Raw genomic sequence first — 22,920 nt, forward strand, 5'->3', positions numbered from 1 at the left:
TACCGCGATGAATTTAACCCAATTAAAGAAAAAGCTGTTCCGCAAGCCGGGGCAGCGCATGGTGATTGGCATCCCGTATTTGTGGCTGCTGGTGCTGTTTCTGATTCCGTTTGCGATCGTGCTGAAAATCAGCTTCGCCGAGCAGGAAATTGCGATTCCGCCGTTTACACCGCTCACTACTTACGATGAAGATTTCCGCCGTCTGAATATTCTGCTCAGTTTCCAAAACTATGCGGATATTTTCCAGAATTTCTGGGCGACGTTGGGTCAATTGCTTAATCCGTTCAGCAACAGCAACGGCGAAAACATTTATCTGCTGACTTATTGGTCTTCGATTAAAACCGCGCTGACGACAACCATCATCTGTCTGCTTATCGGCTATCCTACGGCCTATGCCATTTCCCGCGCTAATCCGTCGATTCGTAACGGCTTGCTGCTGGCGATTATGTTGCCGTTTTGGACATCATTCTTGCTGCGTGTTTACGCATGGATGGGCTTATTGGGACACAACGGCATCATCAACAACTTCTTGATGAAAAACGGCATCATCAGTCAGCCGCTGGATTTGTTCTACAACGCGTTCTCCTTAAATCTGGTGATGGTTTACGCCTATTTGCCGTTTATGATTCTGCCTTTGTACACGCAATTGGTGAAACTCGACGGCCGCTTACTGGAAGCCGCTTCCGATTTGGGCGCCGGACCGATTAAATCATTCTTCACCATTACCCTGCCGTTGTCGAAAACCGGCATCATTGCAGGCTCTATGCTGGTATTCGTACCGGCAGTTGGTGAATTTGTGATTCCGGAATTGGTTGGCGGCTCAGAAAACCTGATGATCGGTAAAGTATTATGGCAGGCATTCTTTGACCAAAACAACTGGCCGCTGGCTTCTGCCGTTGCCGTGGTGATGGTGATTCTGCTGGTGATTCCAATTGCGCTGTATCAGCATTACGACAACCGTCAAATTGAAGAAGGATCGAAATAATGCATAAACAAAAATTATCTTGGTTCTTAAAGCTGATGCTGTTTATTTCATTGGCGTTTTTGTATATCCCGCTGTTTGTGTTAGTGATTTACTCATTCAATGAATCCAAACTGGTAACGGTTTGGGGCGGCTTCTCCACCAAATGGTACGCAGCCCTGATGCAAAACAGCACCATCTTGGAAGCTGCTTGGTTGTCGCTGCGTATTGCTGTGGTTTCATCATTGGCCGCGGTGGTACTCGGCACACTGGCCGGCTATGCCATGGCGCGCATTAAGCGTTTCCGCGGCAACACCTTGTTTGCCGGCATGGTTTCCGCGCCGATGGTGATGCCGGATGTGATTACCGGTTTGTCGATGTTGCTGCTGATTATTCAGGTGCAGATGTTCCTGCAAAACAGCGAATGGCTGCAAGCGCTCTACTTCGACCGTGGTTTTTTCACCATTTTCTTGGGTCACACCACCTTATGTATGGCCTACATCACCGTGGTGATTCGCTCGCGTTTGATTGAATTGGATCAATCACTGGAAGAAGCGGCCATGGACTTAGGTGCACGCCCACTGAAAATCTTCTTCGTGATTACCCTGCCACTGATTGCGCCTGCGATTGCTTCCGGCTTCCTGCTGGGCATTACCTTGTCGCTGGATGACTTGGTGATTACATCGTTCTTGTCGGGCCCTGGTTCTTCAACCTTACCGCAAGTGATTTTCTCCAAAATCAAACTGGGCTTAGATCCGCAGATGAACGTATTGGCAACCATCTTTATTGCTGTGATCGGTACGCTGGTTATCCTTGGCAACTATTGGATGATGCGCCAAGCCACCAAGCGTGATCGTGAAGCTGCCGAAGCTTACCGTCAAGAAAAAGCAGCTATTCAATAAATCAGCTGCATGATGCAGAAAAAGAGCCACTTTTATAGTGGCTCTTTTTATTAGGTGTATTAAGTACGTCCCAAACAAACAGAGGCCGTCTGAAACATTTCAGACGGCCTCTCATTAAACTAACGGAACAAATCCAATGATTTCACGAACACCATCACGATGCCGTAAAACAACGGAATCCCCACCAATGCCCAGCGCCACCATACTGAAAAACCACCGCGCTTAATGTTTTCTTGCAGCAGATAAGCATCGGAAATTGCGGTTTCATCATCAGGATTACTGCTGGCAGCGGCTTTGTGAATATCGATTTCATGGTGTTTTTCATGCACGGCTTTCACGCATAAATTACACAGCAAACCCACCAACAGCAAACCGGCCATAATATACATGGTCACGCTATACGCCTGCGCCGCCGGAATGCCGCTGTCGATTTGACTTTGGCGGATATAATTGACCAATACCGGACCAATCACCGCGGCCGTTGACCAAGCCAGTAAAATCCGGCCGTGAATCGCACCCACTTGGTAAGTGCCGAATAAGTCTTTCAAATAAGCCGGAATCGCCGCAAAACCGCCGCCATACATCGACATAATCACGCAAAAGCAAATCACAAATAAGGTTTTGTTGCCACTGGCGCCAATCGACGGCACGGCAACATACAGCAGCGAACCGAGCACGAAGAAAATGGTGTACACATTTTTGCGGCCGATTTTATCGGAAATACTCGACCAGAAAAAACGTCCGCCCATATTAAACAAGCTCAACAAGCTTACAAAACCTGCCGCCGCCCCCACACTAATCGCCGCCTGCTTGCCTACTGAAGCTTCAGAAAACAATTCCTGAATCATCACCGCCGCCTGCCCCAATACACCGATACCGGCGGTAATATTCAGGCACAACACCCAAAACAGCAGCCAAAATTGCGGCGTTTTCATCGCTTGGTTGACGTTGACATGATTGCTGCTGACCAGTTTATTGCTCACTTTCGGTGCAACATAGCCTTCCGGCTTCCAATCCGCCGCTGGCACGCGAATGGTAAACGCACCAAACATCATCAAAGCAAAATAAATAAAAGCCAACACCACAAACGTCTGCGCCACGCCTACGGAAGTATCGCTGCTGAACAACCCCATCAGCCACACCGACAAAGGTGATGCCACCATCGCGCCGCCGCCGAAACCCATAATCGCCAAACCCGTGGCCATACCCGGTTTATCGGGGAACCATTTCATCAAAGTCGAAACCGGTCCGATATAGCCCAACCCCAAGCCAATGCCACCAATCACGCCATTGCCTAAATACAGCAAAGCCAAATTGTGGGTGCTGACGCCAATGGCCGACACCAAAAAACCCAAGCTGAAACAACAGGCCGCCACAAACATCGCTTTTCTCGGGCCGACACGCTCCATCCATGTACCAAACATCGCCGCCGATGCGCCCAATACTGCTAAGGCAATGCTAAAAATCCAGCCGACCGTGGTCAGCTTCCAATCGCCCGCCGTCGATTCGGTGATCCCGATTACTTTCGTCAGCGGCGCATTAAACACAGAATACGCATAAATCTGGCCGATGGCCAAATGCACGGCCAATGCCGCAGGCGGCACCAGCCATCGATTGAAACCCGGCTTGGCTATGGTAGCCTCACGGTCTAGAAATTTCATGGCAACCTCAAATGATAATGGATTAACTGATTGATTTTACCCATAAATCGGGAAAATTGTCGACAATTATATCAGTTTTCAACCTTTTCTCTATGCCACAAAATAACTATTTTTAACAAAAATCCCCACAAAATTGCCTGATTTACTTTCAGACGGCCTCAAATAGCATTATCATCTTACTTCCCGCTATCAGGAGCTGATTTATGCAAACCCAAGCTGTTGTCCGCCATATTGTCGATTGGTTGAAAAATTATGCCGAAAGCGCACGCGCCAAAGGCTTTGTAGTAGGCGTATCCGGCGGCATTGATTCTGCCGTTGTGTCCACGCTGGCCGCCGAAACCGGTCTGAACGTGTTGCTGATTGAAATGCCGATTCGCCAAAAAGCCGAGCAAGTCAACCGTGCACGCGAACACATGGAAAACTTGCAGCAACGCTACACCAACGTCACCGCCATGAGCGTGGACTTAACCCCGACATTTAACACTTTTGCCGAAACCGTTGAAGTCGATGAAAGCGCGTTTCCAAACAAACAACTTGCGCTAGCCAATGCCCGATCCCGCCTGCGCATGGTCACACTTTATTACTACGGCCAACTGCACGGCCTGCTCGTGACCGGTACCGGCAACAAAATCGAAGATTTCGGCGTGGGCTTTTTCACCAAATACGGCGATGGCGGCGTGGACATCAGCCCGATTGCCGACTTAACCAAAACCCAAGTTTACGAATTAGCTAAAGAACTGAATGTCATCCAATCCATTCAACAAGCCGTGCCGACTGACGGTTTGTGGGATACTGAGCGCACCGATGAAGAGCAAATGGGCGCAAGCTATCCCGAGCTCGAATGGGCGATGAGTGTTTACGATACCCATCAACCTGAAGATTTCAGCGGCCGTGAGCGCGAAGTTTTGGAAATCTATACGCGCTTGCATAAAGCCATGCAGCACAAAATCAACCCGATTCCGGTTTGTAACATTCCGCCTAAGTTAATGAAATAAATTCAAGGCCGTCTGAAACTTCTTTTTCAGACGGCCTGATTAAAAAAGAAAACCATCCAACCATGCGCCTACGCCACGTCGCCTTAATTTGCGCAGATTACGCGCGAAGCAAACATTTCTATACCGAGATTTTAGGCCTAAACATTCTCGCTGAGCACTACCGCGCCGAGCGAGATTCTTATAAATTGGATTTGGGAATCGGTTCGCATTATGTGCTGGAGCTTTTTTCCTTCCCCAATCCACCGCCACGCCCAAGCTACCCCGAAGCCTGTGGCCTGCGCCATTTGGCTTTTGCCGTGGATGATGTCGCTGCCAAACACGATGAATTAAGCGAAAAAGGCATTGCCTGCGAAGACATCCGCATCGATGAATACACTGGCAAAGCGTTTTTCTTCTGCCAAGATCCCGATGGTTTGCCGATTGAGTTTTATCAGGAATAAACTAGGCCGTCTGAAACTTTGCTTTCAGACGGCCTGTCACCTTATAAACCGCTGCAAAATCAGTTAAAATACGCCCTTTCTGTTACTTTACCTACCGCTACCGTTATGAATATTCTGCAAGTTGAAAACGCTTCTTTTGCCGTCGGCCATGTCGCTTTATTGGATAAAGCCGCTTTCCAGCTCGACAGCGGCGAAAAAATCGGCTTAATCGGCCGTAACGGTGCGGGTAAATCTTCGTTTTTAAAAATCCTTGCCGGCGTGCAAAAGCTGGACGACGGCCAGATTATTCTGCAAAACAACCTGAAAATCGTTTATGTGCCGCAGGAATCGTTTTTTAATAACGCGGCAACGGTGTTCGACATCGTGGCTGAAGGCTTGGGCGAAATGCGCGGGCTGTTGAGCCGTTATCACCAAGTCAGTCATCAGCTGGAAAGCAGCAGCGATGAAAGTTTATTAAAAGAACTCAATGAATTGCAGCTAAAAATTGAAGCACAAGACGGCTGGAAACTCGATGCGGCGGTGAAACAAACCATCAGCGAATTGGGCTTGCCGGAAGACGAAAAAATCGGCAATCTTTCCGGCGGCCAGAAAAAGCGTGTGGCCCTGGCGCAAGCATGGGTGCAAAAGCCTGATGTATTACTGCTTGATGAGCCGACCAACCATTTGGACATCGACGCGATTATCTGGCTGGAAAACCTGCTGAAAAACTTTGAAGGCAGCTTAGTGGTGATTACCCACGACCGCCGCTTTTTGGATAATGTCGCCACCCGCATTGTTGAGCTCGACCGCGGCACGCTGCGCTCCTATCCGGGCAGCTTCTCCAAATACAGCGGGAAAAAGGAGCAGGAATTGGCCGTTGAAGCCGAACACAACCGCTTGTTCGACAAATTTCACGCGCAGGAAGAAGCGTGGATTCGCAAAGGGATTGAAGCCCGCCGCACACGCAACGAAGGCCGCGTTCGCCGTTTGGAAGAATTGCGCCGCCAACGTGCCGAGCGCCGCAATGTGCAAGGCCAAGTCAATTTCAAGCTCGACAGCGGTGAAAAAAGCGGCAAAATCATCGCCGAATTGGAACACGCCTCTTTTCAATACGGCGACAAAGCCATCATGGATAAATTCTCCGCAATCATTCAGCGCGGCGACAAAATCGGCTTAATCGGCCCCAACGGTATCGGCAAAACCACGTTTTTGAAACTGATTTTGGGCGAATTGCAACCAACTTACGGCCGCATCCGCATCGGCTCCAAACAGGAAGTGGCCTATTTCGACCAATTCCGCAGCGCGTTGAACGAAAACGACACCGTGTTCTACACGCTCGGCCAAGGCAATGATTTTGTCGAAATCGGTGGCAAAAAACGCCATGTCATGAGCTATTTGGAAGATTTCCTGTTTCACCCTGCGCGCGCGCAATCGCCGGTTTCTTCACTTTCCGGCGGCGAACGCAACCGCTTGTTGCTAGCAAAATTATTCACCAAACCAGCCAATATCTTGGTGCTGGACGAGCCGACCAACGACTTGGACATCGACACACAAGAATTGCTGGAAGAGCTGCTGCGCGATTACCAAGGCACGGTGTTTTTGGTCAGCCACGACCGTATGTTCCTCGATAATGTGATTACGCAAAGCATTGTTTTTGAAGGAAACGGCCGTCTGAAAGAATACATCGGCGGCTATGAAGACTATCTCGATGCCAAAAAGCGCGAGCAAACCCTTCAGACCGCCTCAACCCCGAAAGCGGCAACCGAGCCGGTGAAAGAAAAGCCCAAAGCCAACCGCACAGTGAAATTATCCTATAAAGAACAGCGCGAACTCGATGCCCTGCCCGATGAAATCGCCGCGCTAGAAGCCGAACAGGCCGAGCTCAATACCCAGCTTTCTGATCCGGAAATTTTCAAAGACTACGAAAAAGCCGGCGCATTACAAGCGCGCGCGGAAGAAATAGAAATGCTGCTGTTGGATAAGCTGGAATTGTGGGAATGCTTGGAAGCCAAGCAAAATGGTGTGCAGTAAGGTTTCTCTTTCCAACAAAATGCCGTCTGAAACTTTTCAGACGGCATTTTTTTAATTTTTCGGCTGCTTTTTTAAAGAACATATTCCATGAAATAAACCGATACATAAGCCATATACAGCCAATGGAACCACGATAAACATGACCAGCCAAGCCAACCATCCTGCCACCTGATTGTCTTGTGGCAACGGTGTTTCCAGAAAAGCTGCAATACACACTGCCCAATATAAACAGCAACTTATCCAGAAAAAGGCTTTGATGATTCTTAAAATATCATACCTGACTATAGGTTGAACTACCGAAGTAAGTAATTGTGGTTGGGATAAGCGTGGTTGAGCTTTTAATTTGATATGCGGTTTGATTTTATAGGGTTTTGCTGAATGATATTTTTCTTTTTGCATCAAGCCTAATAACAAACCGATGATGAGAAAAATGGTTTTCCAATCCCAACTCCAAATCCATATGATTAATGCAGATAAGACAATAAACCCGACCCAAAACGCAAAAACACTCAACACAATACCGATTAATGCACCCATTATTTTGCTTTCTTTTTAATCAAGTACATTCTCATTATAAACCACCCCATAAAATAAGGCCGTCTGAAAATATTTAAATCAAATATTTTCAGACGGCCTCGATTGAATCTAAACCTTAGTCCAAATGACTGCTACTTGGTGCCAATACGGTGCGGTTGCCGTTGGCTTCTGCCGATGACACAATGCCGTCGGCTTCCATTTGTTCTACTAAGCGGGCGGCTCGGTTGTAGCCGATACGCAATTGACGCTGCACACCGGAAATGCTGGCTTTACGCGTTTTCACCACATAGGCAATAGCTTCGTCATACATCGGGTCTTGGTCGCTGTCGCTGCGGTTGCCCATGCCCGGTAAATCCTCGGTCATGCCACCGCTCAGAATTTCTTCAACGTAATCCGGTTCGCCGAATTGTTTCAAGTATTCCACCACGCGGTGCACTTCGTCATCGGAAGCAAACGCGCCGTGAACACGCTGCGGATAGCTGGTTCCCGGCGGCAAATACAGCATATCGCCTTGGCCTAACAGATTTTCCGCGCCCATTTGGTCAAGAATGGTGCGGCTGTCGATTTTGCTGGAAACCTGAAACGCGATGCGGGTCGGGATATTGGCTTTAATCAAACCGGTAATCACGTCCACGCTCGGGCGCTGGGTGGCCAAAATCAAATGGATACCCGCAGCACGGGCTTTCTGCGCCAAGCGGGCAATCAATTCTTCGATTTTCTTACCGGCCGTCATCATCAAATCGGCAAACTCATCCACTACCACCACGATAAACGGCAGCTTTTCCAAATACTCCGGATTATCCGGCGTGAGCGTAAACGGGTTGACGATTTTCTCGCCACGCGCTGCGGCTTCGGCAATTTTTTGGTTGAAACCGGCCAAATTCCGCACGCCGGCATGGCTCATCAGGCGGTAACGTTTTTCCATTTCGTTGACGCACCAATTGAGCGCATTGGCAGCCAGCTTCATGTCGGTCACCACAGGCGCGAGCAGATGCGGAATGCCTTCGTAAATGCTCAATTCCAGCATTTTCGGGTCAATCATAATCATACGCACATCTTCCGGCGAGGCTTTAAAGAGCATCGACAGAATCATCGCGTTCACGCCCACCGATTTGCCGGAACCGGTGGTACCGGCCACCAGTAAGTGCGGCGCTTTGGCCAAATCGGTAATGACCGGTTCACCCGTAATGTCTTGCCCCAAGGCCAAAGTCAGCTTGGATTCTGATTCGGTAAACACCGGTGAATTGAAAATTTCACTTAAGCGTATCATTTGGCGACGCGGGTTCGGCAATTCCAAGCCCATGCAGGTTTTACCCGGAATGGTTTCGACCACACGGATAGAAGCCACGCCCAAAGAGCGTGCCAGATCTTTTTCCAAATTAATCACCGCGCTGCCGCGCACGCCGACATCCGGCTCGATTTCGTAGCGCGTAATCACCGGGCCCGAATAAGAATCCACCACCTTAACCTTGACTTTAAATTCAGCCAGTTTGTCTTCAATGATGATGCCGTTTTCAATTAAGGCTTCTTCGGTTTGCGTCGCTGTCGGGTCGAATTGCGGCGGCAACAATAAATCTACGCTCGGCAGATTCATTTCAGACGGCATTACCACTGCTTGCTGAAGCGCAGGCGCTGGTTGGCTGATGGCATGGGGGGCTTCAGCAGATACAGGCGCGGCAAGCTCATCATTTTCTTCAGGCCATTGGTCGGCTAAAGATGGCTCTTCATCATAACGCCCATCTTGCGCCGCTGCGTATTCATCCGAATTCGCCGCATCATCGTACAAGTGTTCAGACAACATAGACTCATGTTCAACTGAATGTCCACGCTGCTCAAACACGGATACGGTTGCCTCATCCAAGGCCGTCTGAACGGCAGGTTTCGGCTCGGTGATGATTTCTTCGGTTTCACTGATTAAAAAGTCTTGCAGCGAACGCAACGGGCGGTTGCTTACATGCGCATTGACCGACACTTCCGGCAAGGTCACGGCAGGCGGCTCTTTGAACGCTGGCGGCTCGGGAATATTCACCGGCACAGGATCTACTTTCGGCACGACAGGCGGCTCGACTACCGTCGCATTCGGCGCAGGCGGGCGCGAGATAAAGGCTTCGTTATTTTGGAAACGCGATGCTTTCGGCGCCGGTTTGGCAGGTTGCACCACTGCGCTGCTTTTCTCAACCACCACCGAATCAGGAATCACGCTTTCACGCGTACGGGTATCGATGCGGCGAATTGGCTGCACGCGGCGATTGAGCGGCGAAGTGCTTTGCGACAGGTTCGCTAAAATTTCATCATCTTGAATAATGGTCGGCTGATAATCTTGAATCGGCGCAACCGCAGCGGCCAAGCGGCTGCGGGCGGCGGTTTGGCGCGCCAGATTTGAGTGGATTTTTTCCACGTCAATTTCATCCCAACGGCTCGGAATGTCTTTGACCGGAATGGTTTCACGCTCCACTGTACGCAAAGCATTTTGCGCCGATTCAATGCGCGGCTTTTGCGCCGGATTGATGTGGATTTCCTCCACTTGTGCCAACACACGCTCGCGAGTGCGGCGCAAAGCCGGATCATCGAAATCAATCACTTCTAAATCTTGGCGCGGACGGCGTGACGGCTGGAATGAGGCCGTCTGAACCGATTGCTCTTCAGAGAATACTTGTTTTTTAACGTTTTTTTGCTCCGTTATTTCCTGTAACACGGCTTCGCTTAACGAACGGGTGGCATCTTCCAAAGTGATTTCTTCAAAAGCTGCGCCCTGCACCTTGCGCGGCACATATTCGGGAATATCGGTTTCTTCAAACGGCGCAATCACCGGATCAGGCACGGCAGACAAGCGTTTGGACGCGCGCGCAGGACGGATAAATTCTTGCACCTCCTCCAACGGCTGCACGGGTTTATTGACTTTTTGATAGGTATGTTGCTGAAACTCACGCTGAAATTCTGCTTCTTCTTGAGCTTGCGCCAATTCGGCTTCATGGTAAGACTGCTCGGAAAAAGCAGAAGAATCATCCACATAATCTAATTCTTGCGTTTGATTATCTGCTGATTTGGCACTGTGGCGTTGCGCCGCCAACAGACGCAAACGGGCGACGGTTCTGCTGTAAGCAGCTTTGGCTTGATGGCCGAACTTGTGTGCCGCTTGCGCTTCTTCAGGATTTTCGGCGTATTGTGCCAATTCGGCTAAGTCATCGCCTTCGCCTTTTTCCATGCGGCCAAGCTCCTGCCGCCATTGTTGGTCTTGTTGGTAATGGAACCACAACAATCCGCCGATAGCGCACAACAGAAGGAAAATCAACACCGTCCACAACATAGGAAACCTTAATATCCGATTCAACTACAAAGGCGGTTATTTTATCGTGTTTCCGCATTAAAAAGAATAAGTAAAACCGCTATCGGCGCAATATTTTAACGATTCGGCGTATAATAAGGCCGTCTGAAAATATTGAGCGCGTATTCCTTATGATTTTTCAAGCCGAATGGTTTTCATCTGCTGCTTTGATTGCGGCATGGCTCATCTTGGCTGCCTTGCTAGCGGCGTGTGCCAAACCTGCTTTCAAAGCTATTGCCGCACATCGCTCGGCCGTGACCTTGGCTATTTTGATTTTGACCACAGCATGGCTTTTGAGCGCGACACCTGATGACGGCCAACTTGCCGGCATGAGCTATCACCTTTTGGCAATGAATTTAGTGGCACTCATGATTGGCACACCAGCGGCTTTTTGGTTGGGCGCATTGCTGCTTTTTTCTTATGTATGGCTGTTTGGCGGTGATTGGCAGGTGTACCCTATCAATGCTTTGGCGCTATTACTACCGCCTCTGGCCATCAATATTTTATTTCGCCGCTTGGTGAATATGTTGCCGGCCAATCTGTTTATTTTTATTTTCGTCAACGGCTTTATCGGCTCGGCAGCCAGCATCTTGTTTACCGGCTTGGTGTTGGTCACAGTTTTGGATTGGGCTGCAGCCTTTCCTAGCGAAGTATTGTGGTCCACCGCCCTGCCCGTTTTTATTCTGATTGCTTGGGCGGAAGCCTTTTTAAGCGGCATCACCACTGCGATTTTTGTGGCGTTACGGCCGCAATGGCTCAATACTTTCGACGACAACCGCTATTTAAAATCAAGCAATCAAATTTGGTAGCTTCAGACGGCCTTAAGGAACCATATGTCTCCCGCTTCTTTTCTGCCGATTGCTATTGGCGCTGCATTTGGTGCCGGTATCCGCTGGCTGTTCGGCCTTTATTTTGCCCATATCACCACTTCATTTGCTTTCGGCACTTTGGCGGCAAACTGGGTCGGCGCACTGCTTATCGGCATTTGCGCCGAATTGGTGCAACATCCGCAATGGAAGCTGCTGCTGATTACCGGCTTTCTCGGCAGCTTGACGACATTTTCCAGCTTTTCGTTGGAAATGGTTCAGCTTATGCAGGCACAGCGTTGGGGCGCGGCTTTTGGCGCAGCGACCTTGCACGTTTTCGGCTCTTTTGTGCTGACGGCTTTAGGCATGTGGCTGGCACAAATGTTTAAGGCCGTCTGAACGTTCAGACGGCCTATAGTTAAATTAATCTATTCCAATTTCCAAGCACACCACTTCTCCACAAAATGCCTGCGCAGTTTCATTCATATGCGCGGGCTTGTATGCGCCAAAAGCGTAAGTCATGTCGGCGCAAAAAGTGTGTTCATCGCATTCAGCCGTATCGCCGTTTAAACCTGTGGGCATATCCAAAGCAATTTTGAGGCCGTCTGAAGCATTTAGTGCTTGGCAGACAGCAACGATATTTCGCGGCAAATTCCCGCTGAAACCAGTGCCGAATATACCGTCAATCACCACATCATAAGCATTTCTTGTTTTCAGACGGCCTAATAAATCTTCTTCATCTAAAAAAGTGATGCCTGACAACCCTTTTAAACGTCGGCGATTAAGTTCTGATAAATCCGATAATGTATTGCCGCAGACCAAGGCAATATCCACTTGCCAGCCATGCCGCTGCAACACGCGTGCAATCACCAATCCATCACCGCCATTATTACCTTTGCCACACACAATCAATACTTTTTGCCGACCAGCACAATGCTGCAAAATATCCGCTGCCGCCGCTTGCCCCGCGTTTTCCATCAACTGCTCAAATGATGTGCCTTTATCCACCGCGGCTTGCTCGGCGGCACGCATTTCTTTGGCATTGTAAATTTTCATATCCGCGTCCGATTCAGAATAGTCATCATAAAATTATAGTCTTATCACAGCGAAATCGCTTACTTTCATGCGCCCATTTATATCAATCAATAAAAAGGCCGTCTGAAACATCCAGTTTCAGACGGCCTTGATTCAAGCTAAGGCTCGATTAGATTACCATTGGTACAACGCACCTGCACCCACGCCCACATGGCCGCCGGTATTGGTTGAGAAGTTACCTTTGATAATCCAGTTGCCACCATCGCTCATCGAAGATACACCGATGGCCATAGCAGATTCGCCACCGTAGTGACCACCACCGATACCCAAGCCGGTCGCACCCGGACGGGTTACCTGCGGAATTGAGCTTTGGGCAATCGCACCAGCCACACCGGCATAAGCTTTCTTGCCGACATTGTCAATGTTTTGTTGCAACTGATTACCCATACCAACCAACTGATTCACGTTGACCGCATCGGTACCGTTTTTACCCGGTGCCACGTTGGTAATGGTATTACCACCGTTATTCAGGCCGATCGGGCTGATGCTCACGGTATTTTGCGGATTGGCTTCAGTTGGCGCGGCAATGGTCACACCGTTGTTGTTAACCACGGTATTACCGGTAGTCAGTGAACCTTCTTGACCCAGATTCACATCTTTAGCCAATTTCACTTCCAAGGTATCGCTACCATTGGCTACCACACCGATGTTGCCGTCTGAAAGCTTGGCAGTATCGGTTACGCCGCCTTTCACATTCACGGTTTGACCCAGCTTGCGGTTAACATTGTCACCACTGTCACCAGCAAAGGTAAGCGGCTGATTCACGGCTTTGTCCAAACCACTAATCGCATCGCCGACATTATTCACCGCAGTTGTGCTGCCATCTGCAGGATTGGTCAAGGTATAGCTAGGGGCGCTTACCGTACCATCTGCATTCACAGTCGAGCCGCCACCCAAATGGTTGGCAACGCTGTTGGCTGTAGCATAGAGCTGGCTGCCATTGACCGCATCTTTGCTGTCTGCGGCAACCTTACCGGCTGCTACGTTGGTGATCTTTTTATCAGCGGCATCAATACCTGTCTTCGTTACGCTCGGGCCATTATTAATGGTTAGGCCGTCTGAATTCAGGGTACTGTCACCAGTGGTTACCGTCTTGGCTGTAACGGTGTTGAAATCAACATCGTCTTTAGTGGCAACGGTAAAGTTAGCACCGTCACGTTTAATGGTGATGTTTTTACCATCAACGAAGTTCACTTCATCACCTGAGCTGATGAATTCACCTGTATCACCGTTTGCTTTAGCAGTAAAGCCAGAGTTATTGATGGCATCGGTCACCGTTTGGGCAGTCGCCAGCGCATTAGGCATGGTCGTGCTGGCATTGCCTTTACCGTCAGTAGTGATGTCACCAGTGATGGCGGCAATGTTGCCGTTAGTATCAACTTCAGTGGTTACACCGTCGGTTTTGGCTGCAACGGTGTAAGTGGTGCTGCCGTCCTGTTGGCTTACTTTAGGAGTAACAGTTACACCCTGATCACCTCCAACCTTAGTAGTCGCCGCAGCTTGAGCTGCTTTCAGCTGACTAACGTTGACTGCATCGGTATCGGCCTTGCCAGCTTTCACATTGGTGATTTTATTACCACCGTTGTCTAAGCCATCTTTGGTCAATGTAACAGGTTTACCTGCTGTACCGTTATTGATGGTAATGCCATCTTTAGTCAGGCTGGTGTCACCGTTCTTAACACCCTCATTACTGATGGTGGTATCACCGGCTTTAACGCTGTCAACGGTAATGTTTTTAGCAAGATTGTAAACAACATCATTACTATCAGCTGATTTACTGATCACGATATTGCCATCAGTATTTTTCATATCAACTGTTGAACCCGGTTTTACCAATGAGCCATTTTCACCTTGAGCGGTCAAAGTAAAGCCAGAATTGTTGATGGCTTCTGCTACGTCACCTGCGGTGGCCAATGCAGTCGGGGTCGTTGCGCTAGAAACACCTTTGTCGTCTGCAGTAATGTCGCTGGTTACAGCGGCAATATTGCCTGCTTCATCAACTTTGGTGGTCACACCGTCGGTTTTAGCAGCCACGGTGTAAGTGGTGCTGCCGTCCTCTTTACTTACTTCATGGGTAACAGTTACACCTTGGTCACCTTCAACTTTGGTAGTCGCTGCTTTTTGGGCTTTTTCCAACTGACTTACGTTGACCGCATCGGTTGGTTTTTCACCTGCTTTCACATTGGTGATTTGGGTGCCAGCTGCATCAATACCTGTCTTCGTTACGCTCGGACCATTGTTAATGGTCAGGCCGTCTGAATTCAGGGCGGTGTCACCAGTAGTCACTGTAGTTGCTGTAACGGTATTGAACGCTACATCATCTGCCGTGGCGTAAGTAAATACGTTACCTACGCGTTTAACAGTCAGGTTCTTACCTGCGTTGAACTCAACTTCTTCACCCGGATTGATCAAGGTTGCTTCGGCTTCGTCACCTTCAGCTTTGTTACCGCCTGATTTAACGTTGAAGCCTGAAGCGTTAATGGCTTCGGCTACGTCACCTGCGGTGGCCAATGCAGTCGGGGTCGTTGCGCTAGAAACACCTTTGTCGTCCGCAGTAATGTCGCTGGTTACAGCGGCAATATTGCCTGCTTTATCAACTTTGGTGGTCACACCGTCGGTTTTAGCCGCCACGGTGTAAGTGGTGCTGCCGTCCTCTTTACTTACTTCATGGGTAACAGTTACACCTTGATCACCTTCAACTTTGGTAGTCGCTGCTTTTTGGGCTTTTTCCAACTGACTTACGTTGACCGCATCAGTTGGTTTTTCACCTGCTTTCACATTGGTGATTTTATTACCCGCAACATCCACTTTCTCTTTGGTAATGGTTGGACCATCTGTGATGGTTATACCATTGTTGTTGATGGTGGTATTCCCTGCTTTAACACTGTCAACCGTGATATCTTTGGCTAATTTGATATCCAAAGTGTCACTACCATTAGCTACCACGCCAATGTTGCCATCTGAAAGCTTAGTGGCATCAGTTACACCACCTTTAACATTAACGGTTTCACCCAACTTACGAGTAACATTATTACCACTGTCGCCTGCAAAGGTTAGTGGTTTAAATGCTTGAATTGCAGTTTGGTTGATGGAATCATTGATGTTATTAACAGTAGTGCCGTTTACAGTAACAGGGGCGTTGGTTACGGTAACATCGCCAACTTTTAAGCCATCGTTGTTGATGGTGGTGTTGCCTGTGGTTACAGAACCAGTGTTGCCTAAGTTTAGGTTATTTTTCAATGCGACTTTATACTTTTTGCCACCTGTGTCGTTGGTGCCATCTTCGGTGACGGTTACGTTATCACCGGCTACAACGCTTTCTTTTTTGGCGATTTGTGCTTTAGTTGCATCAGACAAATCCAGTGCGTAATCCGTGGTCACTGCTTTTGTAGTCGCATCTGTAACAGACGTTTCTGTTTTCTTCAATGCATCGCTTACTGATACCGTAGCTTTGTCTGCACTAACGGTGTATTCAGTGTTGTTACCATCAACTTTAGATTGAACATGAGTATTGCTGCCGTTTACCACTGTAGTAGTTTTTTCAGTGCGCTCAGCTGCCTCATTAATAGCATTGGCAACATCTGCTGCAGTTGCAAAATTATCACCTGCAGTATTCGCGGTAACTTTACCTGCTTCATCGGTTGTCAAACCGCTCTTATTCACATCAAAGGTAATGTCAGAGCCTGAAGCACGTGCAGTTGTACCAGTGCCGTTTACAAAACCAATGTCCTTGTTACTTTGATTCAAAGTTTCAACATTGTTTCCGTTCACCGAAGTAGTCAATTCTTGGACAGCAGTATCCGCTTTGGCCAAAGAATCCTTAGAAGCTTGTGACAAATCAACTTTGTAATCGGTCACGTTCTGCTTATCTTTTTTACCGGCGAGAACTGTTACAGCCTCAGAACCATTGCTCACAGTTGTGCCATTGGCATTAACAGTATAAGTTTTGGAACCATCCGCATTACCTGTAGCAACAACATCAGTCACATTCGTACCAGCAGCTACCGTAGATTTGGCAGCTTTAATGGCATCGTGAATATTATTTTTACCAGTATCACCAATATTGGTAAACGTAATATCGCCTTGTTTATCAGGATTTAAGGCTGCATTACCACCAAAGTTATTTACAACTGCCTTAGCAACATTACCTAAACGATCTTGAGTAAGGTAAAGTTGGCTACCGTTAATCGCATCAGTCGAGGTAGATGAGATTTCACCGGCTGCAACGTTTTGAATACGGCGCTCTGCGCCAGCAGCACCAACTGAAACGGCGCCCACGGCTGTTTGACCAGCAAAAGTACTGTAGCTGATGCCATTCACTTTAGCTGTGCTTACTGTGCCGGTTGCACCGCCGGTAGTGGTCGCTCCTGCCGCAGTAGCGTTTTTCGATGCGTTAAATAGCGTACCTTTGCCCTGTTCTGTAACAGAGCCTGCACCTGCAGTGACCGAGCTGTCATTACCTAAATACACTGAGTTAGCAACGGTTTCACCCAATCGAGTTTTACCATCTCCACCAGTATTGATGCCGCTACCCAATACATAAGTATCTTTAGAAGTAATGGCATTATTGTTACCTACTACACGTGAGCCGGTTGCATCAACAGTGTCTGCTAAGCCATTAGCAAGTTGTAATTTACCGTTGTCATCATAAGTGGCAGTTGCACCGATTTGGTTATTGTTACCAAACGCGCCAGTATTGGCTGAACTTGAGCCAACAGCGTTGTCATTACCCAAAGTATAAGAGCCTGCACCAGAAACGATAGATAGATCACCAATCGCACCCGCATTTTCAGCATTTACTAAGTTACCAGTACCGATAGAGATAGAATCTACAGCAGTGGCTTGTGCGCCTTTACCGATAGCAATGGCATTAGTACCTTGGTTTGTTTGATCTTTAACACCCGTTTTTGCATTAGAGCCAATTGCAATAGAATCTACACCATAAGATTCGGTATTAGTATTGGCGTCATACTTTTCTGTCGAATTCCCAGTTGATGTACCAATAGCAATGGAACGCTCACCCACAGAGGTAGACGAATGACCCATAGCCAATGATTTATTACCAACAGCTGCCGAACCCACGCCATAAGCTTGTGAGCCCCCGCCTACTGCTACAGCTTGACGACCAACTGCCACCGCGTTAACGCCTTGGGTTTCAGCTGCCGCACCAACTACCACACCGCCTGCACGCGATGTTGCAGATGCGCCAATCGCCACACCTAAGCCACGTTCAAATTTGCTTTCCACTCTTGCCGAATCACCAATAGCAACACCGCCATATTCTGCATGTGACTTCTGACCTACAGCAACAACTGAAGAAGCTAGTAATTTATTGTTTGCATCAGCAACTCCATCTTCTAGTTTTTTGAATGATGTGTAAGGGTTGTTGTAATGAAAATGATAGGTTTCATGTCTGGTTCCAGAGTAACCATTATTTCCTCGGCCTTGGGCTGTTGATGCTCCTGAACCAATAATAACAGCACCGGTTTGATTTTGAGCATTAGTATTTGAACCAATGACAACTGCTTTATCTACTGAAGCAATTGCATTTTTACCAATGGCAATACCTTCTTGACCAACTTCACCGTTTTCATCAGCAATACGGCCTACGGTTGCTTCTGCACCAATCGCAACAGAATTTTTGGCTGCTGCATTGGCGGTACCACCAATTGCCACTGCTTTATCGCCAGATGCAGTTACTTGTGAACCGATTGCCACACTGCCATGGCCAGTAGCTTTAGCTGCACGCTCATCAGTCGCACTGAAGCTATCTGGACCGATGGCGATTGATTGCGAGTGACCCTTAGCAATTGCACGACCAATCGCCAAGCCCTCTTTGTAGTGATAATTAATAATGGTATTGTTTTTCAGATCCGAAAGGTCGCCCTGTCGAGCGCCCGGCTTGGATTGTGCTGCCATTGCAGGTGCGGATAAGCTCATAGCCAACAAGGCAGCCGCAGCTACTGCAACTGATGATTTAGAACTTTTTCCTTTTGAAGTTGAGATCTCTGCAACAGCAGTCCATGTTCTAGTGACTTCGTTAAAAACCACTTTATCAGGCTGCGCCGTAAAACTTCGCCGTTCACGGCGGAGATATAAGGCGCGGACTGCGTAGCAGTCCTAAAACCGTTGATATTCAGTTAATCAGGCGTTTTCTGCTGTTCAATATACTGCCGAATAATCGTAATCGGCGCACCACCACAGCTACCTGCAAAATAAGACGGCGACCACAACGCACCGCCCCATAATTTTTGTTTGATGCTTGGATAATTTTTCTGTCTAATCATGCGGCTAGATACACCTTTCAAGCTGTTCACCAGTTTTGAAATAGACACTTTGGGCGGATAGTTCACAAGTAAATGAACATGGTCATCTTCGCCGTCAAATTCCACCAGTTGCGCTTCAAAATCGGTGCAGACGCTCTCAAAAATACCGCGCATATCGTCCAAAATTTCTTTTGTGAACACTTTTCGGCGATATTTTGCGACAAATACCAAATGTACATGAAGATTAAAAACAACGTGCCGACCACGTCTTAAATCAGTTTCTTTTTCCATAGACCAAGTGTAAAATTGCTAAAAATTCCATTATCCATGAAATCATGTTAATACTCAAAACATTCAAATTTGAACTGATGCCAAACGGCGAGCAAATCCGCAAAATGAAACAATTTTGCGGTTGTTCGCGTTTCGTATTCAATCGTGCTTTGGCGTATCAAAACGAACAATATCAACAAGATAATTCGTTCAAATTTAGCTACACCAAAATCGCAAATTTGCTGCCTGAATGGAAACGAGAATTAGACTGGCTAAAAGACTGCCACAGCCAAGTTTTGCAGCAAAGTTTGAAAGACTTGGAAAGCGCATTCAAAAACTTCTTTGCCAAACGCGCAGATTTCCCCAAATTCAAACGCAAAGGCGAAAAAGACAGTTTCCGCTTTCCGCAAGGCTGTAAATTGGAGCAGCAAAATAATCGTATCTATTTGCCCAAAATCGGTTGGGTGCGCTATCGCAACAGCCGACACGTTTCAGGCAGCCTGAAAAACGTAACCGTATCGCAAAAATGCGGTAAATGGTTTGTATCTATGCAAACCGAAACCGAGCAGGAAATCGCGCAGCCAAACGGTGGCGAAACTGGGATTGATATGGGTGTTGCCAAATTTGCAACATTGTCCAATGGTCAGTTTTTTGAGCCAATCAACGCATTCAAAACGTTGAAAGGCAAACTAGCAAAACTGCAAAAACAGTTCAAACACAAAACCAAATTCAGCAAAAACTGGCAGAAACTGAAAGCAAAAATCAGCCGTTTGCACCACAAAATCAGCAATATCCGTAAAAACTACCTGCACCAAATCAGCAGCGCAATCAGCCAAAACCACGCGATTGTGTATGTGGAAGATTTGCAGGTGGCGAATATGTCCAAATCCGCTAAAGGCAACGCCGTGCAGCATGGAAAAAACGTTGCTGCCAAATCAAGCTTAAACCGTGCGATTTTAGACCAGTCTTGGTTTGAGTTTCGCCGTCAGTTGGACTATAAGCTGTTGTGGCGCGGTGGGCATTTGGTGGCTGTTCCGCCACAAAATACCAGTCGTTGTTGCCCAGCTTGCGGACATACTGCCAAAGATAACCGTCAAACACAGGCAAACTTTGAATGTGTGCAATGTGGCTATCAAAACAATGCGGATATTGTGGGTGCAATCAATGTGTTAAAGCGCGGTCAAGAGATTTTGGCAGCGCAAAAGTAAAATGAAGTTTCAGGGCAGGACGTGCCCGTAGCGTCTGTGAAGTGAACCGTGCAGTAAGGCGGTCAGCAGCAGAAACCCACCGAAGCGATTTGTGAATGGCTCAATGCCGTTCACAAATCGCCGTAGGAATTCCCTCCCTTCAGGGAGGGAAGGACGTCAACCATATTGATCAAAGGAAATCATCATGGCTAAAGCAAAAAAAGAGAAAACCAATCAAATCGGCCTGGAACAAAGTGAGGCTGCGCCAATCAGTGAGAAGCTGAATGCTTTATTGTCGAGCTATCATGTGTTTTATCAAAATGTGCGCGGCTATCATTGGAATGTTAAAGGTGAGCATTTTTTTCTCGCTGCATACCAAATTTGAAGAGCTTTACACCGAGTTGCAATTGCAGATTGATGAAATTGCCGAGCGTATTTTGACTCTTGCGGGTACGCCGTTGCATACTTACAGTGATTTCATCAAACATGCTTCTATCAAAGAAGATAAAAATGTATTCGACGGCTGCGAATGTGTTGAAGGTTTGGTCGGTGGCTTACAAGAGCTGATTGAGGAGCAGCGTTCTGTGATTGCAGCGGCAGATGAAGCCGGTGACGAGGGCACGGCGGATTTGATTACCGGCTATGTGAAAGCGCAAGAGAAGTTGATTTGAATATATAACGCTTTTTTAGGCGTGAAGAAATGATGTAAATAAAATATTGTTTTTACTATCAATAAAAGGCCGTCTGAAAGATATCAGACGGCCTTTGTATTATTTCAAGGCTTCAAGCAGCTTAGAATGAATGCCGCCGAAGCCGCCGTTGCTCATAACTAAAATTTGATCACCGCTTTGCGCCTGTTTGGCAATTTCGGCCACAAAAGCCTCAAAATCTTGGCCGACATGCAATTTATCGCCCAATGATGCTAAGGCTTCGGCCACATCCCAATCCACGCCTCCGGCATAGCAGAATACTTGGTCTGCTTGGCGCAGGCTTTCGGGCAGCGCGGCTTTCATGGTGCCGAGTTTCATGGTATTGGAGCGTGGTTCCAATACGGCCAAGATGCGGGCGCTGCCGACTTTTTGGCGCAAACCGGCCACGGTGGTACCAATCGCGGTCGGATGGTGGGCGAAATCGTCGTAAACGGTTATGCCGTTGATTGTTCCTTTGATTTCCATGCGGCGTTTCACGTTTTGGAATTGGCCTAAGGCTTCGCAGGCCGTCTGAATATCTACACCGACATGACGTGCAGCGGCGATTACAGCCAGTGCGTTCAGGCGGTTGTGTTCACCCAATAATGCCCAAGCGATATGGCCGACGTGTTCGCCTTTGAAAAAGACGTCAAAGCCGCCCTGCCCGTCTGCTTCGCCGATTTGCCAGCCGGCTTGGTTGCCGAAGAGCTCGACCGGTGTCCAGCAGCCTTTGTCTAAGGTTTCGTGGATGCTTTCTTCGCGGCCGTTGGCCACAATCAGGCCGTCTGAAGGTACGGTGCGTACCAAATGGTGAAATTGGGTTTGAATCGCACCCAAGTCGGCAAAAATATCGGCATGGTCAAATTCGAGATTGTTTAAGATGGCGGTGCGCGGTCGGTAATGTACGAATTTGCTGCGTTTATCGAAAAATGCGGTGTCGTACTCGTCGGCTTCAATCACGAAAAATGGTGATGTGCTGTTGGGATCTTGGCGTGGGGTTTGCGGCAAGCGCGCCGACACGCTGAAATTCTGCGGTACGCCGCCAATCAAAAACCCCGGCGCCAAACCTGCATATTCCAACACCCAGGCCAGCATGGAAGCGGTGGTGGTTTTGCCGTGTGTACCGGCTACGCCCAAAACCCAATGATGATGCAATACGTTTTCTGCCAACCATTGCGGGCCGGAAATATACGGCAAGCCGCGGTTTAATATGGCTTCAACCACGTCCATGCCGCGCTTGGCGACATTACCAATCACATACACATCGGCTTGAAACTCATCCAGCTGGGCGGCATCAAAGCCTTCATGTACGGCAATGCCCAAGGCTTCCAGCTGGGTACTCATCGGCGGATACATTTTGGCATCGCAGCCGCTGACTTGAAAACCTGCTTCTTTGGCAATGGCTGCCACGCCGCCCATAAAGGTGCCGCCGATGCCGATAATGTGGATGTGTTTCATGATGCAAATAATCTTGTTCAAAAACACTCATTATAGCGGAAATCGACTTAAAAGGCCCTTACATTCGCCTAACAAGTGCAATTTCCAATAACAGAAAAGGCCAGTATGCGGTAGTATACTGCCTTTCCTGACAAGAAAGATTGCAATATGGCCTACACACAACTGACCTCACACCAAAGATACTACATTTCCAGACATTACCGCAACCTACCCCTAAACCAAATCGCACAGAACATCGGTTGTCATCCCGCCACCGTCAGTCGGGAAATCAGACGGCATTCCGTCAACGGAACCTACTGTTACCGAAAAGCACAACAG

The 22,920-nt window shown here is 48.1% G+C and carries 18 protein-coding genes; 11 read left to right on the forward strand and 7 right to left on the reverse strand.

Annotation, left to right across the window (positions count from 1 at the left end):
* Window positions 1-7 precede the first annotated feature (7 nt).
* Both CRG49_RS01600 and CRG49_RS01605 read left to right on the forward strand, forming a co-directional pair.
* Window positions 8-985 carry an ABC transporter permease subunit gene (locus CRG49_RS01600; protein ID WP_095503159.1) on the forward strand — a complete coding sequence of 326 codons (978 nt, stop codon included), beginning with the start codon at window positions 8-10 and terminating at the stop codon, window positions 983-985.
* On the forward strand, window positions 985-1,863 hold the full coding sequence (locus CRG49_RS01605) for an ABC transporter permease subunit (RefSeq protein ID WP_095503160.1): 879 nt from the start codon (window positions 985-987) through the stop codon (window positions 1,861-1,863). Before CRG49_RS01600 ends, CRG49_RS01605 begins: the two co-directional genes overlap by 1 nt.
* A gap of 119 nt (window positions 1,864-1,982) precedes the next feature.
* Here the strand turns inward: CRG49_RS01605 and CRG49_RS01610 are convergent, their stop codons facing one another.
* Window positions 1,983-3,524, reverse strand: a complete 1,542-nt coding sequence (locus tag CRG49_RS01610) for an OFA family MFS transporter (protein ID WP_095503161.1) — start codon at window positions 3,522-3,524, stop codon at window positions 1,983-1,985.
* A gap of 203 nt (window positions 3,525-3,727) precedes the next feature.
* On the opposite strand from CRG49_RS01610, the gene nadE reads away from it, so the two are divergent.
* The 3 genes from nadE (at window position 3,728) to CRG49_RS01625 (ending at window position 6,969) form a co-directional block, all read left to right on the forward strand.
* A complete protein-coding gene (gene nadE / locus CRG49_RS01615) occupies window positions 3,728-4,519 on the forward strand; it encodes an NAD(+) synthase (RefSeq protein WP_095503162.1) in 792 nt (263 codons plus the stop codon).
* A 62-nt stretch (window positions 4,520-4,581) separates the two neighbouring features.
* Window positions 4,582-4,959 carry a VOC family protein gene (locus CRG49_RS01620; RefSeq protein ID WP_095503163.1) on the forward strand — a complete coding sequence of 126 codons (378 nt, stop codon included), beginning with the start codon at window positions 4,582-4,584 and terminating at the stop codon, window positions 4,957-4,959.
* 105 nt (window positions 4,960-5,064) lie between these two features.
* Window positions 5,065-6,969: an ATP-binding cassette domain-containing protein gene (locus CRG49_RS01625; RefSeq protein WP_095503164.1), complete on the forward strand. Its 1,905-nt coding sequence runs from the start codon at window positions 5,065-5,067 to the stop codon at window positions 6,967-6,969.
* Between the two features lie 51 nt (window positions 6,970-7,020).
* Here the strand turns inward: CRG49_RS01625 and CRG49_RS01630 are convergent, their stop codons facing one another.
* Both CRG49_RS01630 and CRG49_RS01635 read right to left on the reverse strand, forming a co-directional pair.
* On the reverse strand, window positions 7,021-7,506 hold the full coding sequence (locus CRG49_RS01630) for a hypothetical protein (RefSeq protein ID WP_095503165.1): 486 nt from the start codon (window positions 7,504-7,506) through the stop codon (window positions 7,021-7,023).
* 115 nt (window positions 7,507-7,621) lie between these two features.
* On the reverse strand, window positions 7,622-10,813 hold the full coding sequence (locus CRG49_RS01635; protein ID WP_095503166.1) for a DNA translocase FtsK: 3,192 nt from the start codon (window positions 10,811-10,813) through the stop codon (window positions 7,622-7,624).
* 149 nt (window positions 10,814-10,962) lie between these two features.
* Between CRG49_RS01635 and CRG49_RS01640 the strand changes: the two genes are divergently transcribed.
* The gene (locus tag CRG49_RS01640) at window positions 10,963-11,640 is read left to right on the forward strand and encodes an energy-coupling factor ABC transporter permease (protein ID WP_095503167.1); all 678 of its coding nucleotides are present in this window, start codon (window positions 10,963-10,965) and stop codon (window positions 11,638-11,640) included.
* A 24-nt stretch (window positions 11,641-11,664) separates the two neighbouring features.
* A complete protein-coding gene (crcB, locus tag CRG49_RS01645) occupies window positions 11,665-12,036 on the forward strand; it encodes a fluoride efflux transporter CrcB (RefSeq protein ID WP_095503168.1) in 372 nt (123 codons plus the stop codon).
* A gap of 24 nt (window positions 12,037-12,060) precedes the next feature.
* Here crcB and CRG49_RS01650 read toward each other — a convergent pair whose 3' ends face one another.
* The 3 genes from CRG49_RS01650 to tnpA all read right to left on the reverse strand — a co-directional run bounded on the left by CRG49_RS01650 (window position 12,061) and on the right by tnpA (window position 19,289).
* Entirely contained in the window at window positions 12,061-12,693 is a 633-nt protein-coding gene (locus tag CRG49_RS01650; protein WP_095503169.1) for an NAD(P)H-hydrate epimerase, read from the reverse strand.
* A gap of 153 nt (window positions 12,694-12,846) precedes the next feature.
* Window positions 12,847-18,783: a YadA-like family protein gene (locus CRG49_RS01655; protein ID WP_154143179.1), complete on the reverse strand. Its 5,937-nt coding sequence runs from the start codon at window positions 18,781-18,783 to the stop codon at window positions 12,847-12,849.
* An 89-nt stretch (window positions 18,784-18,872) separates the two neighbouring features.
* Entirely contained in the window at window positions 18,873-19,289 is a 417-nt protein-coding gene (gene tnpA, locus CRG49_RS01660; protein WP_095503171.1) for an IS200/IS605 family transposase, read from the reverse strand.
* A 44-nt stretch (window positions 19,290-19,333) separates the two neighbouring features.
* Between tnpA and CRG49_RS01665 the strand changes: the two genes are divergently transcribed.
* From CRG49_RS01665 to CRG49_RS01670, 3 genes are all read left to right on the forward strand, one after another.
* Window positions 19,334-20,476: an RNA-guided endonuclease TnpB family protein gene (locus tag CRG49_RS01665; protein ID WP_095503172.1), complete on the forward strand. Its 1,143-nt coding sequence runs from the start codon at window positions 19,334-19,336 to the stop codon at window positions 20,474-20,476.
* Between the two features lie 184 nt (window positions 20,477-20,660).
* Window positions 20,661-20,840: a hypothetical protein gene (locus CRG49_RS13245; RefSeq protein ID WP_198511403.1), complete on the forward strand. Its 180-nt coding sequence runs from the start codon at window positions 20,661-20,663 to the stop codon at window positions 20,838-20,840.
* Window positions 20,806-21,126, forward strand: a complete 321-nt coding sequence (locus tag CRG49_RS01670; protein ID WP_198511404.1) for a Dps family protein — start codon at window positions 20,806-20,808, stop codon at window positions 21,124-21,126. Before CRG49_RS13245 ends, CRG49_RS01670 begins: the two co-directional genes overlap by 35 nt.
* 99 nt (window positions 21,127-21,225) lie before the next feature.
* Here the strand turns inward: CRG49_RS01670 and mpl are convergent, their stop codons facing one another.
* Window positions 21,226-22,602, reverse strand: a complete 1,377-nt coding sequence (gene mpl / locus CRG49_RS01675; protein WP_095503173.1) for a UDP-N-acetylmuramate:L-alanyl-gamma-D-glutamyl-meso-diaminopimelate ligase — start codon at window positions 22,600-22,602, stop codon at window positions 21,226-21,228.
* Window positions 22,603-22,749: 147 nt separating this feature from the next.
* Here mpl and CRG49_RS13810 point away from each other — a divergent pair.
* The coding region (locus tag CRG49_RS13810) for a helix-turn-helix domain-containing protein (protein WP_157807888.1) at window positions 22,750-22,920 on the forward strand (171 nt) is incomplete at its 3' end.

The organism is Neisseria sp. N95_16, from assembly GCF_002551535.2.
GTDB classification, from domain to species: Bacteria; Pseudomonadota; Gammaproteobacteria; order Burkholderiales; family Neisseriaceae; genus Neisseria; species Neisseria brasiliensis.

Coding starts and splice junctions, on each gene's coding strand:
- CRG49_RS01600 (WP_095503159.1), top strand. CDS start 8: ATGAATTTAACCCAATTAAAGAAAAAGCTGTTCCGCAAGCCGGGGCAG.
- CRG49_RS01605 (WP_095503160.1), top strand. CDS start 985: ATGCATAAACAAAAATTATCTTGGTTCTTAAAGCTGATGCTGTTTATT.
- CRG49_RS01610 (WP_095503161.1), bottom strand. CDS start 3,524: ATGAAATTTCTAGACCGTGAGGCTACCATAGCCAAGCCGGGTTTCAAT.
- nadE (WP_095503162.1), top strand. CDS start 3,728: ATGCAAACCCAAGCTGTTGTCCGCCATATTGTCGATTGGTTGAAAAAT.
- CRG49_RS01620 (WP_095503163.1), top strand. CDS start 4,582: ATGCGCCTACGCCACGTCGCCTTAATTTGCGCAGATTACGCGCGAAGC.
- CRG49_RS01625 (WP_095503164.1), top strand. CDS start 5,065: ATGAATATTCTGCAAGTTGAAAACGCTTCTTTTGCCGTCGGCCATGTC.
- CRG49_RS01630 (WP_095503165.1), bottom strand. CDS start 7,506: ATGGGTGCATTAATCGGTATTGTGTTGAGTGTTTTTGCGTTTTGGGTC.
- CRG49_RS01635 (WP_095503166.1), bottom strand. CDS start 10,813: ATGTTGTGGACGGTGTTGATTTTCCTTCTGTTGTGCGCTATCGGCGGA.
- CRG49_RS01640 (WP_095503167.1), top strand. CDS start 10,963: ATGATTTTTCAAGCCGAATGGTTTTCATCTGCTGCTTTGATTGCGGCA.
- crcB (WP_095503168.1), top strand. CDS start 11,665: ATGTCTCCCGCTTCTTTTCTGCCGATTGCTATTGGCGCTGCATTTGGT.
- CRG49_RS01650 (WP_095503169.1), bottom strand. CDS start 12,693: ATGAAAATTTACAATGCCAAAGAAATGCGTGCCGCCGAGCAAGCCGCG.
- tnpA (WP_095503171.1), bottom strand. CDS start 19,289: ATGGAAAAAGAAACTGATTTAAGACGTGGTCGGCACGTTGTTTTTAAT.
- CRG49_RS01665 (WP_095503172.1), top strand. CDS start 19,334: ATGTTAATACTCAAAACATTCAAATTTGAACTGATGCCAAACGGCGAG.
- CRG49_RS13245 (WP_198511403.1), top strand. CDS start 20,661: ATGGCTAAAGCAAAAAAAGAGAAAACCAATCAAATCGGCCTGGAACAA.
- mpl (WP_095503173.1), bottom strand. CDS start 22,602: ATGAAACACATCCACATTATCGGCATCGGCGGCACCTTTATGGGCGGC.